The 14,488-nt window shown below is 69.5% G+C and carries 11 protein-coding genes and 3 pseudogenes; 11 read left to right on the top strand and 3 right to left on the bottom strand.

Annotated features, from left to right (window positions below; translation table 11 throughout):
• Positions 1-14: 14 nt before the first annotated feature.
• Both ACFYXM_RS33810 and ACFYXM_RS33805 read left to right on the top strand, forming a co-directional pair.
• Positions 15-1,004, top strand: a pseudogene (locus tag ACFYXM_RS33810) (replication-relaxation family protein); the annotation flags it as partial.
• A gap of 170 nt (positions 1,005-1,174) precedes the next feature.
• Complete coding sequence (locus ACFYXM_RS33805; protein ID WP_389295294.1) at positions 1,175-1,777, top strand: hypothetical protein; 603 nt, start codon at positions 1,175-1,177, stop codon at positions 1,775-1,777.
• A 173-nt stretch (positions 1,778-1,950) separates the two neighbouring features.
• Here the strand turns inward: ACFYXM_RS33805 and ACFYXM_RS33800 are convergent.
• Positions 1,951-2,271: pseudogene (locus ACFYXM_RS33800) on the bottom strand (helix-turn-helix domain-containing protein); the annotation flags it as partial.
• Between the two features lie 449 nt (positions 2,272-2,720).
• Positions 2,721-4,637, bottom strand: coding sequence for a DUF4157 domain-containing protein (locus ACFYXM_RS33795; protein ID WP_389295266.1), 1,917 nt, complete (start codon positions 4,635-4,637; stop codon positions 2,721-2,723).
• A gap of 297 nt (positions 4,638-4,934) precedes the next feature.
• On the opposite strand from ACFYXM_RS33795, the pseudogene ACFYXM_RS33790 reads away from it, so the two are divergent.
• From ACFYXM_RS33790 to ACFYXM_RS33770, 5 genes and pseudogenes are all read left to right on the top strand, one after another.
• Positions 4,935-5,330 (top strand): annotated as a pseudogene (locus ACFYXM_RS33790) (DUF6415 family natural product biosynthesis protein).
• A 1,135-nt stretch (positions 5,331-6,465) separates the two neighbouring features.
• Complete coding sequence (locus ACFYXM_RS33785; RefSeq protein WP_389295264.1) at positions 6,466-6,756, top strand: hypothetical protein; 291 nt, start codon at positions 6,466-6,468, stop codon at positions 6,754-6,756.
• A 209-nt stretch (positions 6,757-6,965) separates the two neighbouring features.
• Complete coding sequence (locus tag ACFYXM_RS33780; protein ID WP_389295262.1) at positions 6,966-7,745, top strand: hypothetical protein; 780 nt, start codon at positions 6,966-6,968, stop codon at positions 7,743-7,745.
• 626 nt (positions 7,746-8,371) lie between these two features.
• On the top strand, positions 8,372-8,656 hold the full coding sequence (locus ACFYXM_RS33775) for a hypothetical protein (protein WP_389295260.1): 285 nt from the start codon (positions 8,372-8,374) through the stop codon (positions 8,654-8,656).
• Between the two features lie 5 nt (positions 8,657-8,661).
• Entirely contained in the window at positions 8,662-9,018 is a 357-nt protein-coding gene (locus ACFYXM_RS33770; protein WP_389295258.1) for a hypothetical protein, read from the top strand.
• Positions 9,019-9,035: 17 nt separating this feature from the next.
• Here ACFYXM_RS33770 and ACFYXM_RS33765 read toward each other — a convergent pair whose 3' ends face one another.
• On the bottom strand, positions 9,036-9,290 hold the full coding sequence (locus tag ACFYXM_RS33765; protein ID WP_389295256.1) for a hypothetical protein: 255 nt from the start codon (positions 9,288-9,290) through the stop codon (positions 9,036-9,038).
• On the opposite strand from ACFYXM_RS33765, the gene ACFYXM_RS33760 reads away from it, so the two are divergent.
• The 4 genes from ACFYXM_RS33760 to ACFYXM_RS33745 all read left to right on the top strand — a co-directional run bounded on the left by ACFYXM_RS33760 (position 9,289) and on the right by ACFYXM_RS33745 (position 14,153).
• Positions 9,289-9,579 carry a lactococcin 972 family bacteriocin gene (locus ACFYXM_RS33760; RefSeq protein WP_389295254.1) on the top strand — a complete coding sequence of 97 codons (291 nt, stop codon included), beginning with the start codon at positions 9,289-9,291 and terminating at the stop codon, positions 9,577-9,579. The two genes, ACFYXM_RS33765 and ACFYXM_RS33760, sit on opposite strands and share 2 nt — an antisense overlap.
• Positions 9,580-9,894: 315 nt before the next feature.
• The gene (locus ACFYXM_RS33755) at positions 9,895-11,829 is read left to right on the top strand and encodes a hypothetical protein (protein ID WP_389295253.1); all 1,935 of its coding nucleotides are present in this window, start codon (positions 9,895-9,897) and stop codon (positions 11,827-11,829) included.
• Between the two features lie 179 nt (positions 11,830-12,008).
• Positions 12,009-12,707, top strand: coding sequence for an ABC transporter ATP-binding protein (locus tag ACFYXM_RS33750; protein ID WP_389295251.1), 699 nt, complete (start codon positions 12,009-12,011; stop codon positions 12,705-12,707).
• 87 nt (positions 12,708-12,794) lie between these two features.
• Positions 12,795-14,153 carry a hypothetical protein gene (locus ACFYXM_RS33745; RefSeq protein ID WP_389295293.1) on the top strand — a complete coding sequence of 453 codons (1,359 nt, stop codon included), beginning with the start codon at positions 12,795-12,797 and terminating at the stop codon, positions 14,151-14,153.
• Positions 14,154-14,488 lie beyond the last annotated feature (335 nt).

Here is a 14,488-nt window from a genome sequence, read left to right as displayed (position 1 = left end):
TGTTCGCTGGCCGGATGCCTGGTGCGCCCGGCCGATCGCCTACGGTGCGCGTCCGGCCCTGTGGACAGAGACCGCGCTCCGGGACACGGCGCGGCCGTGACTCCGGTCACGGACAAACTCGGACTGCAAGGGGCGGTCAAGGAGGAATCAGACGCCGGTTTTCGGTGGCCGTCAGACCGCGGACAAGGGGTGGCTTCACACGTGGCCCCGGGCCCGCGCGCACATCCACGTGCGGGCCGGACGACCGCCGACCCGGCCCGCAGGCCGGAGAAACCGAGGACACCGTGCCCGCCGATCTCACGCCCGACCCCGCCCACGAACACCACACCGCGCGCGACGCTGCGCCCGCCGACGACGTGGACCAGGTCCCGCAGGCCCCCTCCACGGGCCCCTCCATCGCCCCCTCCACGACCACTTCGCCCGCCGGACGCGTCTCCGCAGGTCAGCCCCGGAAGTCAAGGCCCCGCGACGCGTTCGACAACCCTCCTAGGTCGACACAGGTCTGGAAGCCGACCGGAGTGCGACGGAAGGAAGTGCTGAGGGCTCTGGGGATCTTCCAGCGGGCTACCCCTGATCAGCTCTGGCGGATGCTTCGCCCCGCCGACCGGCACGACCGGTGCACCCGCGACACCTTGAACGCGTTGAAGAAGACGGGCCTGGTCCGGGTGGAGACGCGACTGGAGTCGGGACACCAGCTGTGGGTGCTCACAGAGAAGGGCCACAAGGAAGCCAAGACGCTGCTGCCGAAGAACGTGCGGATCTCCGCGCTGCGCAAGCTCCGGGTCGACGCCAAGGGCCGGCCGGTGAAGGACGACGGCTACGACGAACACGCCGCCGCCGTCACCTCGACCGCGGCCGTGCTCACCGGGGCCGGGTACGGCACCCCGCTGTCCTGGCAGACCGAGATCGCCCACCGCCTCCCGTACGGGTACACCCAATACGCCGACCTGACGATGCGCGCCCCGGACGCCAAAGTGCCCGCGATGCTCCTGGAGGTCGACCGCGTCACCGAGCCCGTCGACGACCTCGTGGACAAGCTGCGCCGCTACCACGAGTGGTTCGAGCTCCTGGCACCGAAGGCGGATACGACCAAGGAGAAGGCGGCCCGGGGAGCGGCGGTGCACGACTTTCGCCTGTGGTCGCGCCTCTATCCGGCGACCGGGGGGAAGGCTACGTGCCCGTCGCGTTCGTGTTCACCGGGAAGACGGCCACGCAGCGCGAGAGCCGGATGCGGCGCCTGGAGCAGGCCGCCCGCCCGTATTTCGCCGGCACCCCGTACCCGGGCCGGGGCGTGGGCATCACGGCTGTCGACTACCACCAGGCGGTGCCCGTGGTCGTCACCGAGCTGGAGCGGATCACCGCCGACCCGGCCGGGGCCGCGGGCACGGTGTGGCGCAGGCTCGGCAGGGATGAGTGGCAGACGCTCCCCGAGGCGCTGGACAACCCGGACGGCGAGCGGCTGTACGCGGTGCAGTGGGGGCAGGCCCGGCGACGGAAGGCGGAGCGGGAGGCCGTTGAGCGGGAGGCGCGGCGACCCGTGTGCATCAGCTGCGGGGCGAAGTTCACCGACGACCGGTGGGAGGCGGTGCGCGGGCGGGGCCGGTCCTGGGGCGGCGAGAGCGACGGCCTGTGCGGGCCGTGCGCGGACGCGGCGAGCGTTCGGGCCGAAGCCGAACGCCTCGCGCGACGGCAGGCCGAACAGGTCGCTGCCCGCGCGGCGGGCGAACCTCCGGTGGCCAGGAGCCGGAGCGTGTTCGGGATCGGGCGGGGCCGGTAGCCGCGGGCAAACCCAAGGGGAGCGTGGGCAAGCACTGCTGACGCGAGTCGTGAACAAAGCCACTGACCGGTGAGTCCGACGCCGGCTGCATCGAGGAGAAGGCCGCCGACCCGGAGGACTGGGTCGGGAGGCAGCCCCCGGAAGTCGGCCGACACTGGGAAGAGCACGGGACGTGGCTGCGCTGGCAGATAGACGGGCCGCAACTCACGGACGCGGTCCTTGAGGATCGTCATCCCGCGTTCCCAGCCGATCCGCTCCGCGATCACCGTCGTCGGCATCGTCGGGGTCTGCTTCAGCAGCTCACGGATGACCGGCTCGGCCGCGTCGACCGCCGAGCCCTTCAACGGCCTCGTGTACACCGGCGGCCGGTCCGTGGCCAGAGCGCGCTTCACCGTGTTCTTCGAAATACCCAGATGCCGCGCGATCGCCCGGATCAGCATCTGTTCGCCCCGGTGCAGCCTCCGGATCTCTGCCCAGTCCTCCACTTGGATCACCCTCTCCTCCCGACCTCCACTCAAGATCAGGTTGGTATGGATGCCACGAAGTGAGTCAGTTTTGATCAGCCGTCAGAGGGTCACGGTTCAAGCGACGCCGACAGTCTTCCCCCTCTCCGACGGTCGGCCCTCCGACCGTCGGCGCGAGGCTGTTGTCATGCTCGGCTACATGATCTGGCCTGACACCATCACGTCCGACTCGCTGATCGGCTGGCGCCGTGTACCGCATCAGCGGGCATGGTCGGCGAAGGAGGGCACTCACACTCAACTGGTGGCCGCCGGGCTCTGACCGGCCACCGACTTCGATCCCAGGAGCATCCCGCAGGACTGCGGGCCGGTGTGGGCCCCTCTGGACACCCCTCGCGGTGACGGCCGAGAGGCGTGAGGAGCTGGGGGTGGCGACGGTGCCTCGGGAGGTGACGCCCGGCAGTCCCGCAGGGTTGCCCCGGTCACAGCGGCAAGAGGGAGGGCAGGTGCGGACGGATGTCGACGTTGCGCTTGATGATCTCGCCGGCCATCCGGTCGACGATCCGTCCGGACAGCGGTTCGAACCGGGCGAGCAACGTCGGCGGTAGATCGCCGAGATGCTGATGGCCCTGGGCCCGCACCCACAGCTCGATGTACTTGGGGAACAAAGTATTGCCGGGTGTGATCAGGAACTGGGCCTGGAAGTTGTGCGCGCCCGCCTTCGCCCACTCCGCGATCAGGCTCTCGAAGGGCATCATTGCCGAGTTGGTGACGTAGGTGCCGGCGACGAGGTTGTGCTCGTCGGTCGCGCCGCCGATCTGCGCACCCTGGATGTGCAACCACTCCCAGTTCTGATTCAGGTCGTAGGTGCAGCCCAGGGCCAGGTTGGCGTAGGCGGCCAGGCCGAGCGCGTTCCAGTTCTTCATCGCGGTGTCCTGCCCCGAGCCCCGGCCCACGGGCGTCAGCCCGGTGCCGGGAACCCAACCGGTGCTCTGCCGCGGTGGTACGTGCATAAGCCCCTGGTAGGCCGCGTCGAGCGCCGCACGCGTGGTAGCGCTCAGGCTCGGGTCGAAGAACTCGCCATCGCTGTAGCGCTGGTTGGCGATGCGGATGCGGTGCGACGCGGACCGCTGGGTGGTCGCGGTCGAGATGTACAGCATCCTGTGCGGGTCGTCCGGGCCGAGCCCCGAGTACTCGAAGAGGCCGTTGCTGTCCATGCTGTGGCGGGTCGCCTCGTACATGGCGTCCTGCACCTGATGCACCTGCACGTCGGCGTAATCTGCATCGAGATTGACGCCGAGCCGCTGCTCCGCCTGCTCGCGGGAGGTCCCCGCCCGTGTGAGCAGGTGACCCTTGGCCCGGGGCGCGCGGGAGCCGCCGGGGTTCTGCCACAGCCGCGGACCGGACCGGACGACCGTGGCGAGCATCCCGGGCAGCCCCCGGCCGAGTGCTTCGTTCTCCAGCCGGCTAAGGGTTCCGGCGGTGCTCACGTAGTGGTGGAAGCCGCCCAGTTCCTGGAGCAACACGGCCTGGAACGCTGGATCGCGGCGGATGAGGCCGTCGAGCGGGGAAGTGGAGAAGTCGGAAAGGCCTGTGTTGCGCACGGCGTCACGGACACGGTCGACGCCCGGGTAGGGGACGAAGAGCAGCCGGTCGAATGCGTCCTTCTTGACGAAGGCGAACTCGCTGCCGGGCTGGTTGCTGTCCGCGTAGATGCGGTCATCGTAGTTGGCCAGATACATAGACCGCTGCACGGCCGGGGCACCGGTGCACGGGGACGGCCCGAGGGCGTCGGCGCGGGGCTCGGCCACGGCGGCCGGTGCGGCCGGTGCGCGCATGACGCGGGTGGCGTTGGCCTCGGCCTCCCGTTCGAAGCGGTCCCCGGGGTCGCTGACCGACAGGCCGTCCGCCGTGGGCGTGCCCGCCACCGGCCCCTGCCGCTGCTGGATGACGTGGGTCAGCTCATGGGCCAGGGTGTGCTTGTCGGCGCCGCCCGCGCCGATGACGACATGGCTGCCGGAGGTGTAGGCGCGCGCCCCGATCTCCGCGGCCGAGCGCTGGGCCGCGTGCCCGGTGTGCAGCTGCACGTCGGAGAAGTCGGCGCCGAGCCGTTCCTCCATCTCCGCGCGCAGCGCGCCGTCCAGCGCCTCACCGGATCCGCGCAGCACACCCTCCACACTCGACCGCTGGACGACGGGGCCGGCTGGCCCCGGGGACGGACCTTGCCACTGCTGCTCCTCGTCGAGGTGGCCGGCCCGTTGCAGCATTCTGACCACAGCGGCGTTGCCGGCCTCCCGCTGGACCGCGAGCAGATCGAAAGGCCGCGTGGCGGACCGGGACGCGGCCACGGCCAGGTGAGCGCTGGGGCGGGAACCTTCACGGCAATCGGATGCGCGCAAGAGACGGGACCCCCTTCCGGGTATGGGCGGGACGTCTTCCCTGGATACACGCAGGACCGGGCCGATCGCCAGGTCCTGCGGGGCAGTGCTCGCTGCCCCCGCGGGCCGGCCGATGGCCCGCCGCCCTCGCCGCAAGGCCACGGTCAAGGGTGGCGTCGGCAAGCTCCGCGAGTGCCCGCAAGCGAGACGCGGCCCGTTCTCCAACGGCCCACGTGGCGCCCCGACTCCAGCGCGCCCACTGCCACGTCAAGCAAGGGATGATGTGGTCTCTACGGAGTTCATGGCCTTTGAACTGCGATGCCGCAAATAGAGTCGGACACGGTCCTCTACGACCCCGATGGACTGATCGAAGCGGAGCTCCCGCCGGACCGCGCACCGTACGAGTGCCTCATCAAGGCCGTCCTCGCTGGACCGGCCCGGACACACTGACGACCCGCGACTACGAGCAGATCGGCCTCCAACTGACCGGTCACGCCCGCGCCGTCGCCTCCCACGTCCGCCGCCGCGCCGACCAACTCCCGAAGGACAATGGGCCGAAGGCGCTCGCCGACGTCATCCTGCGCGAGGCGGAAGGCCAGCTGTTCGGCGAAGCTGGAGGGCACCGTGCACTGCGTCCAGAACCGCGCCCGGACGGTGCGCGCCCTGCACGAGAGCCTGGACCGCCTCACGGAAGCCGCACTGCCGCCACGCTGAGGGTCCACGACCCCGGTCACAGCGGTCGCGGTCCCGTTCCCAGGACACGGGGGACGGGTCAGCACCGGGCCATCGTTGGCGGCGAGGCGATCAGGGCACGTCGCCCTCCCACACCCACCGGCCGCCAGGGCGACTGAAGGTCGGCGCGTACGAGGCCCGCCCGCCCGGCCCGTACGTGCTGTGAGGGGTGATCAGGTACGCACCTGTGGTGATCTCCTCATCCGTCCAGCCGGTCACCTCGACCAGCTGCCCGTCCAGCGGCCCACCGGCCAGCTCGCGGTGCGGCCGGGCTCCAGCCCGGACTCCGAGTCATCACGCTCGCTGCCGTACACCCTCGGTACCTGTGACATGCGACCAGTCTGAAGCGACGCTGCGCCCACCAGGACGGAATCGGCGCGACTTCACCGGGAAGAGCCCCCACACTCCTTGCCGGCGTGGGTCAGCACCTGGGTCAGCGCACGGCCCTGGAGCCATAGCCCACATCCGTTCGGCGGTGCACCGTCGTCCTGCAGGGCCGCCCCGGGTTGCCCAACCAGTTGCCCAGCCGGTTGCGCAACAAGTTGCCAATGACTCGAGCCAGTGACCGGTGCGTCTCAGGTCAACAGGGGTGGGTCAGCGGGCATCGGGTGCCGACACCTCTCTCTACTCAAGGGAACCGCCCACTGCGCCCAGAGCCGCGCCCGGCTCGTACGGGCCCTCTACGAACGGCTGGACCGCCTCACCGAACCCGCCCCGGCCGCCACGTAGTTCACCGACGACTGCTGGGCGCAGGTGCAAGGGCACCGGTCCTGGGGCAGCGAGAGCGACGGCCTGTGCGGGCCGTGCGCGGCCACGGCGAGCGCTCGGGCCGAAGCCGAACACCTCGCGCGCCGCCAGGCAGAGGAAGCGACTGCCCGCGCGGCGGTCGAACCACCGGCAGCCGAGAGCCGTGGCGTGTTCGGGCGGCGCCGGTAGCCGCGGCAAGCCCAAGGAGAGCCTGGGTAAGCCGTCCCGGACGGCGGCAAGCCCAGGCTCGCCGGGTCGTGGGGTGGATGGCGGGTGAGCGGGAACGCACCCTTTTCGTCGATCTGACGTAAACTGGTGATGGGTGGTCAACTTGGTCCGTTCTGCTCCCGCGTGCCCAAGGAGGCGTGCCATGGTCGACCAGTCGACGGAACCCCATGTGAATCTTGCACTCGGCCTGCGGGCCGTACCCGGTGGGTACGCGGTGCTGCTCGGCGCCGGGGCCTCCGTATCGGCCGGCATGCTTTCCGCCTGGGGCGTCCAGTGCGACCTGATCCGCCAGATCGCGAGCATCGAGGGCGCCGAGATCCCCGACGGAGACGACGGCCCGTACGACTGGTACGTGGAGCGCTTCAAGCGCGAGCAGTTTGGCCAGCACAGACCGCCTGGTCGAGGACCTCGTCTGCGGCGAGCGTGCGCGTGAGGCGGGCTTTTCCAGTCCGAACTCGTGGTCCCAGCACCGTAGTCGCCTGCGGCCCGGCCCGTACCGGCTCGCTCCGCCGTGCGTGGCCTCGGCCGAACTGGTGGTCCGGCCGAGGGCGCGGTGCGCGAAGCGCCCGGGCGGGTATCCGCAGCGGTGAGTGACGGGTGCGAACCTGTCTTCTGGTATACGGACGACAAAGGTGGCACGTGATGAACGACCGACAGGGTTCCGGCACGGCTCGGCCCGAAAGCACCCGCAGCACCGACCCGGCCATGCTGGGCATCTACCTCAACGACCACCTGATGGGCACAACCACGGGAGTGGAGCGGGTTTGCCATCTGGTACGCAGCGTTCGCGGGTCGGCACTCGCAGGGGTGCTTGGCCCCGTCGCCGAGATCGTCCAGGACCGGACGAGTCTGCTCGGCATCATGAGGGACCTGCGCATCCCGGTGCGGCGCTACAAGGCCTGCGCGGGCTGGACGGCCGAGAAGGTGGCGCGACTGAAGAGCAACGGCCGTCTCGCGCGGCGTTCTCCGCTGAGCACCTTCCTGGAGTTGGAGATGCTACGGCTGGCGGTGGAAGGCATCGTCGTGCCGGGAAGAGCGATCCGGCTCGCGAAGATAGCCGCTGCCGAGGTCGCTCTCGATGAGCAGGCGCGCCTTCAACGCGGCCGAGGACAGCGGAGCGGTGTTCTGGGCGGCATGGGCCGACGGCCCAGCCTGGCCATGGGAACCATCCCGACGGGGCTTCTGCAGGGAGCGGCCACGACGGAGTGCGGCGTCTCCATGGGCGCAACTGTCAACTCAACGCTCTCGAGCGTTCGGAGCCAAGCTGCGGGGCGTAACGAGGCCCAGCCTGATCCCACGGCACGGTCGTTCGCTTCAGCTCGCGGAACTGCTTTGCCTGAGCGACGAACTGGACGAGTCGTTCGACAGACCAGTGGGCCGTCTGAGCGCTGTCAGCAGTCGGTGCCAAACCATCGACGGTAGATCGCGAAAGGTTGCGGGCGCCCGCTGGCCGGACCCGGGCGTACCGGTCGTCGCGTCGCAGCTGCTGCGCTGGATCGCCCCGAACCGCGCCGCCCCGGGCACTCCGCCCGTCCGCCGCGTCCTGCGCACCGGTGCCCCGCTGCCGCACCCCGTCCTCCACGTCCGCCAGGACGGCTGCCTGCTGCCCGCGAACGGCTCGGCATCGCCACCGCCCTGCCGAAACCGCACCCTGACCCTCATCGGACGCTGGCACGACCGCGTCGATCCCACCGGGGGCAGGATCCGGGTGAGCGCCGACTGAGTGACCGTCACTATGTCCTGACGGAGGAGACTTTGACGGAACGTCACCTGCACACACGCGGAAGATGACAATGATCACGACATGAAGAACTGTTGGCCAATGGTTGGCCTTTCGTTGTAGGTTCTCGATGTGCCCATCCGGTCGGCTGACCACCGGCAAACGGATGGCGCTCAGGGGTTAGTGGTCCCGCACTTGGAGTCCGCCTCGATCTGCTCGGTCGAGGTGTTGTTCGGTGATTCCGTCGACGGCGGAAAAGTGCGCACCGCGGTATTCGACAGGCTGCCCTCTGTGGCGAACGACCATCGATATTGTGGAGGATCTCTCTATGCGCAGGCTGCTTGCCGTCTCCCCGCTCGTCACCACCGTTGTCGCAGCCGTGTTCTCCATGGGGGTCGCTGCTCCCGCCCAGGCGGCGAGCGGATGGACCGCACACGTGCAGTGCACCAAGATGCGCATCTCCGACAACAGCGCCCACGGATTCGTGCAGGGGCATGGCTGGGCGAAGACCCAGCCGGACGCGTGGAAGGCGGCCATCAAGAACGCCAACGACCAGATGCGCGAAGGCTATCGTGCGAAGCACTGCACGAAGAAGAACATCACGAGGGGCTGACGGGCATGAGAACGCGCACACTCAGCTTCGGGCTGTACGCGGACGAGCGCGGGCTGGCCTGGACCAGGAACCTGGTCAGGGAAGCCGTGGCGTCCCGCAGCGCCCGGCTCGTCGAGGAAAACGTCGCCCACACTGTTTTCGGCAGCGAACTGACGACCGTCGATGTCTACGGCTTCCTGGCGGAGCAGTGGGCCGTCGAACACCCCGGCGAGAGCAGCGGGGAGCGCGTGCCCGTGGAACTGTCCGTGCGTGTGGTGTGTTCCCTGCGCACCTGGCGGACGATCCGTAAGGCAGTGATCAGGGCCCTGTGCCCCGAGGGCCCGAAGCCGCACGCCTGCCGCGTTCCGTGGATCGCCGCCTGAGGCAGTCCGGCCAGAAGCTACATTTCCGTCGCAAAGTCGTTTAATTCGAGATATTCCAGAATCCCCTCGCGTACCAGGGTGAGAACTGGCGAGCCGGCATGTCCGTCCCGTATCCGACAGAGTGGTCCGCCCATTTCCGAATTGGCCCGGCTCGGCCCCACGTCGACCGACAGCGGCATTTCTCCGTCCGCGGAAAGCGGATCGAGCATGTCTGTGGTACGCCCCGAGGTCGACAGTCCATCAGGATCGCGAAGTGAAAGTGAGTCGATCATGACGATGAAGAACGGGTTCAAGGCCGTCATCGCGGCCGGTGCCCTCCTCGCTGCTGCCGCCGCTCCCGCGCTGGCCGTGTCGGAGGACGCCGGCGGCGGCAGATGGAGCCACGACGTCGGCGCCAACTACGTGTACTCCAACTACTTCCACAAGAAGAATTGGCACGCCTCCTCGGTGGAGGGCAAGTACTGGGCCAAGAGTGGCTGCACCAAGGAAAACGTGTGGTCCAAGGCGTCGGCCGAGAAGGCGAACACCATCAGCCACGCCTACTACGACCCAGCCTGCTGAGGCCCTGTGCTCGCGGCTGATACGGCCATGAGCCGCTGACCGGCGCCTCTCCGGCTGCGGGGGATCCTTCTCCCACAGCCGGAGAGGCGCCGCGGTCCCCCCTCCCCCCACGACACGCGCGCTCCCCGAGTGCCCGGACCTAGTGCCGCGGCAGGCAACGTTTGCCCGTCAAGGAGCGGCGTGGGGTGCGTGCTCTCGGTGTGCCGGCCGGAAGTCCTTGTACTGGACGTACTTGGGCTTTCGGCTGGTGCAGCGAGAGTGCGTGCCCGACGTCGCGACGGGGCAAACGTTACCTAGTGCGGCACTAGGTAGTCGATGCTCCACCGAGGTATCAAATTCGTCCATGTCGCAGTGCTGGTCTTTTCGGCGATGCTCGCCTTCCTGTTTGTGCGCGGGCTGGACGAGCAACTGGTGCTGGGTAGTTCGGCACAGGTCTGGGTGTCCGAGTCCGACGACTCGGTGAACGGTGCGCAGGTCACACGTGCCGTCGCTCGGTTCGCGGAGGAGCACCGGGTCACGGTGGCGCGTGAACTGCCCGATCTGAAGAGCCCCGACCGGCTGCGGCATGTGTACCTGACCACCGGTGACCCGAAGGCCGACGCCGCCTCGTGGCTGGCCGACGGATACCCCGGCTTCAGCGGGCACGTCGACACCGAGGTGCACCCGCTGGCTGAGATCCGGCAGCGGGACCCCCGCGGCTTCTACTACGTCTTCGGCGCGCCCGGCGCCGCGGACATGCTGACGGCCGAACTCGCCCGTCTCGGCCTGACCGCGAGCGTGCAGCACCCGCTCGCGTCCGGCGACCTGGCCGCGTCCTTCACGAACGACGACCTCTTCTGGTCCTTCGGCGTGGTCGCGCTCGCTGCCGTGACGATGACGGGCGCGAGTGTGCTACTCAGCGCGCGGACCTACGGGGTGCTGCGCCTGCAGGGCAGGTCGTTCACCGGCGTCCTCCTGCGCGACCTCGGACAGCTGGCGGGATTCTGGCCGGTCGCGGCCGGTGCCGTCACGGCAGGGGTTCTGGCCTTCCTGGGCCTCTACAACGGCTTCGCCTGGCTGGGCCTCTTCGCCGCCGTGGCTGCGTGCCTCGCCGTCCTGCTGGTCTTGCTCGTGCTGGCCGCCCATGCCGCCGCGCTCGCCCTGACGTTCAAGGTCGAGGTACTGCGCGCCCTCAAGGGCGAGTTGCCCGCCAGGACGGCCTTCCTCGCCACGTACCTGGTGCGCGTCCCCGCGGTGCTGCTCGCCCTGGGGTTCGCCATGGACGTCACCCTGGCGGGGCAGCACGTGCTGGCCCGCCAGGACAACCAGGACGTCTACGCCAAGGCCGACGACGCCGTCACCATCCGCCTCAACGGCAGCTGGGGCGGTGACACGGACGCCGTGATGACGCACGTGGGCCGGTGGCTGCGCAAATCCGACGCGGCGGGCGAGATCGTCGTCGCCGGCCGGCGCGATCTGCAGAGCGTCTCCGCCGACTCGCGCCTCCCTGAGGGAGAGATGCTCGTCGTCAACGAGACGTTCCTCGCCGAGCAGCCGGTCCTCGACCCGAACGGGCGGCGATACACCACGGTGCCGCACAACGGGAAGGTCCCGGAGGACCGCGCGGTGCGGCTGATCGTTCCGCAGTCCCTGGCGCCGTATACAGCGGACATCAGGGCCACGGTCCCCGACGTGTTCGGCCGGCTGGATCCGGCACTGCGCCGGCGGGTCAAGGTCGAGACGCTGCAGGCCAGGAGCGGCCAGCGGATCTTCGCCTACAACTCGGGCAACCTCAGCCCGAACATGGCGTACAGCCCGGACGACGACCGGTCGCTGGTGCGCGACCCGGTCCTCGTCGTGGTGCCCGACGGCTCGAGGATCCTCACCGACGACGCGTACACCACGTTCGCGACGCAGGACGGGATCGTCTTCCCCGACCCCGGGGACGTCCTGCGTGCGTTGGCGGCTCACGACGGCGAACTGCAGACGTACGTGGCAGCCGTGAACCCGGTGGGGCAGAACGCCGCCGCGCTGCTGCGCGACGCCCGCAACGCGTTCCGGTTGCAGCTCTTCGACCTCGTCGCGGCGGTGGGCGTCCTCCTCATCACCGGACTCGGTGTCTGCGTCATCCATGCGCGCAAGAACGCGGACGCGATATTCGCGCAGCACATCAGCGGCTGGCGATTCGCCTCGATCCACCGCAACATTCTGGCCGTCGAGAGCCTCCTCGCGGTCTTCCTGGCCTGGTGGGTGCCCATCCGGGCCTGGTAGCAGAACCAGGAGCTGAAGGACATCACCTCCCAGGGCATCCCCGCCCCCTACCCCCCTGTCCATGTCACGGCACTGGACCTCGCCACCATCGCCGGACTGGTCGCCGTCGAATTCTGCGCCGTCCTTCTCGCTCTCCGGGCGTTTCACCGGCGCATCGTCAAGGAGGGGGTGGCCAGCGCGTGAGCACCGCACCGAGCCTGTTCCCTCCGTCCAGCAGGAGCACTCCCGTGATCGAGATCGTCAAGCTGTCGAAGACCTTCGGCACCCGGACCCTGTGGTCCGACGTCACCCGCTCCGTCGGCCGTGGCGAGATGGTCGCCCTTGTAGGCCCCAGCGGCTCGGGGAAGTCCACCCTCCTCAACTGCATCGGCCTGCTCGACAAGCCGAGCTCGGGGCAGATCCTGTACGGGGGGAAGGACATCACCAGGTTCGGTCCGCGTGAGAGCCGGCTGTTCCGCCGCGACGTCCTGGGATACCTCTTCCAGAACTACGCACTGATCGAGAACGCCGATGTGGCGGCGAACCTGAAGGTCGCGGCCGCACCACGGCGGTCCCTGCGCGACCGGAGCGACGCCGCTGTCGCCGAGGCCCTTAGCCGCGTCGGCCTGGCGGGACGGGAGACCGAGAAGGTCCACCGCCTCAGCGGCGGCGAACAGCAGCGTGTGGCGCTCGCCCGGCTCCTCGTCAAGCAGCCGAGCCTGGTCCTCGCCGACGAGCCGACCGGTGCCCTCGACCACACCAACGCTACGGTGGTCGTCGACATCCTCCGGGAGATGAGCGAGGCTGGCTGCGCGGTGGTCATAGCCACCCACGACGACCGCGTCCGCGACCGGTGCGACTCTGTTTTCGCCTTCCATGACGAGGCCCTGGCCGCCTAGGTGAACAGTCATGTCACCGTCGCCCGCCTCCGCATACCCCTGTGGTTGATCCCGTTGACGTGGACCGTCGCGCTGGGGCTGTGGGGCATGTCCCGGCAGCACAGTGTCTGGCGGGACGAAGCCGCCACCTGGCAGGTGGCCCTGCGGTCTGTCCCCGACATCTGGCACATGCTGGGGCGGGTCGACGTCGTGCACGGGCTGTACTACCTGCTGATGCACGGGCTGTTCACCTGCTTCGGGGCGAGCACCACCACCCTGCGGCTGCCCTCGGTCCTGGCCATGGCGGTGGCCGCCATCTGCGTGGCGGCCATCGGGCGACGCCTGGCGGGGGTGTGGGCCGGCCTCGGGGGAGGGCTAGCCTTCGGGCTGCTGCCGACTGTGCAGTTCTACCTCCAGGAGGGCCGTCCGTACGCACTGGTGGCGGCCGGGGCCAGCGTCTCGACGCTGCTGCTGGTGACCGCGTTCGGCGAGCGCCGCGCAACGGGCCGCTGGCTGGCGTACTCAGGCACGGTCCTGCTGTGCGCGCTGCTGAACTGGCTGTCCCTGCTGATCCTGCCCGCGCATGTGGCGACCCTCGTGTGGGCGGGGGCCGGACGCAGGACCCTCGCACGCTGGGCGGTGGCAGCGGCGGCGGCAGCCACCGCCGCCTCACCGTTGATCCTCTTCAGCCGGAGCCAGTCCGACCAGGTCTCCTGGATCCCCCCGCTGACGTGGCACATGCTGATCGGCCCGGCGATCCTGCTGGCGATCGGCGGACTCTGCACGCTGCTGGATCGACCGGAGGCGGGTCGGCTGTCGGTGGCGGCCGTCGGGTTGCCACTGCTGGTGGTGCCCCAACTCGCCCTCGTCGGGATCTCCGTCGTCAAACCCATGTTCGTGGACCGCTACGTGCTCTTCACGATGCTGGGCCTGGCCCTGCTGATCGGCACGGCGTTGGCCACGACTGTGCGTGCAGCCGCACCCCGGTTCCCACGTGGGTCGCGGTGGCTCGTCCCGTTGGCGCTTGTGGTGGCGGTGTCGGCGCTGATGCCGCAGTCCCTGGCCAAGCGGTCCCCCGGCAGCCGGGTCGACGACGTGCTGTCGGTGGCCGGTGAGGTACAGCAGTTGAAGAGGCCCGGCGATGGGGTCCTCTTTATCCCGGCGGCCCGGCGCGACACCGCACTGGTCTCCCCCCGCGACTTCGCCGGGCTGCGGGATCTCGCGCTCGCCGAGAGTCCCGTGGAGTCCGGGACGCTCAAGGGCGAGGAGGCCGGTCCGCGACGGATACGCGCCGCGATGCTGGCTCACCGGCGCATACTCCTCGTCACCGACGCATCCCGCGTGTCCCGGCCGGTCTCTGCGGAGCGGGACAGGACCAAGGCCGCCGTGCTGGCCGCCCACTTCACGGTCGTGGCGGACAAACAGGTCCGGGGCCGGCGGGTCACGCTGTACCAGCGTCTCCGGTGACAGATGAGAGGGCCGGGCGGGTCAGTGAGACACCGATGAACAGCCTTCAATACCGCTTTGACGGGCCAGAAGACGCCCCGGTCCTGATGACGCTGGAAGGGGGGTTGTTGGTGTGGGGTGTTGGCTGGCCTGGGGTGTTGCTGGTTCGCTGAGGGGCGGAATTGGTGGTTCGGTCGGGGTGGTTGGGGTGTGTGAGCTGGGGTTATGTGTTCTGTGTTGAGGGTGGAAGGGGGGAACCTTGACCCCGGACATATCGCCCGGGCCATGGACCTGCTGGCCTGGCCCGCCGTCGGCGCGGTTCTGTCCGCACCCCGCCGCGCGGGACTCGCGGCCGC

The sequence above is a fragment of the Streptomyces sp. NPDC002476 genome, from assembly GCF_042889785.1.
GTDB lineage: Bacteria > Actinomycetota > Actinomycetes > Streptomycetales > Streptomycetaceae > Streptomyces.
This window is presented reverse-complemented; position numbering and strand designations above follow the sequence as displayed.

Bases quoted from the DNA above. Each gene is read 5' to 3' on its own strand.
- ACFYXM_RS33770 (WP_389295258.1), top strand. From the start codon at position 8,662: ATGAGAACGCGCACACTCAGCTTCGGGCTGTACGCGGACGAGCGCGGG.
- ACFYXM_RS33785 (WP_389295264.1), top strand. From the start codon at position 6,466: ATGGTCGACCAGTCGACGGAACCCCATGTGAATCTTGCACTCGGCCTG.
- ACFYXM_RS33765 (WP_389295256.1), bottom strand. From the start codon at position 9,290: ATGATCGACTCACTTTCACTTCGCGATCCTGATGGACTGTCGACCTCG.
- ACFYXM_RS33775 (WP_389295260.1), top strand. From the start codon at position 8,372: ATGCGCAGGCTGCTTGCCGTCTCCCCGCTCGTCACCACCGTTGTCGCA.
- ACFYXM_RS33780 (WP_389295262.1), top strand. From the start codon at position 6,966: ATGAACGACCGACAGGGTTCCGGCACGGCTCGGCCCGAAAGCACCCGC.
- ACFYXM_RS33745 (WP_389295293.1), top strand. From the start codon at position 12,795: ATGTCCCGGCAGCACAGTGTCTGGCGGGACGAAGCCGCCACCTGGCAG.
- ACFYXM_RS33760 (WP_389295254.1), top strand. From the start codon at position 9,289: ATGACGATGAAGAACGGGTTCAAGGCCGTCATCGCGGCCGGTGCCCTC.
- ACFYXM_RS33755 (WP_389295253.1), top strand. From the start codon at position 9,895: ATGCTCCACCGAGGTATCAAATTCGTCCATGTCGCAGTGCTGGTCTTT.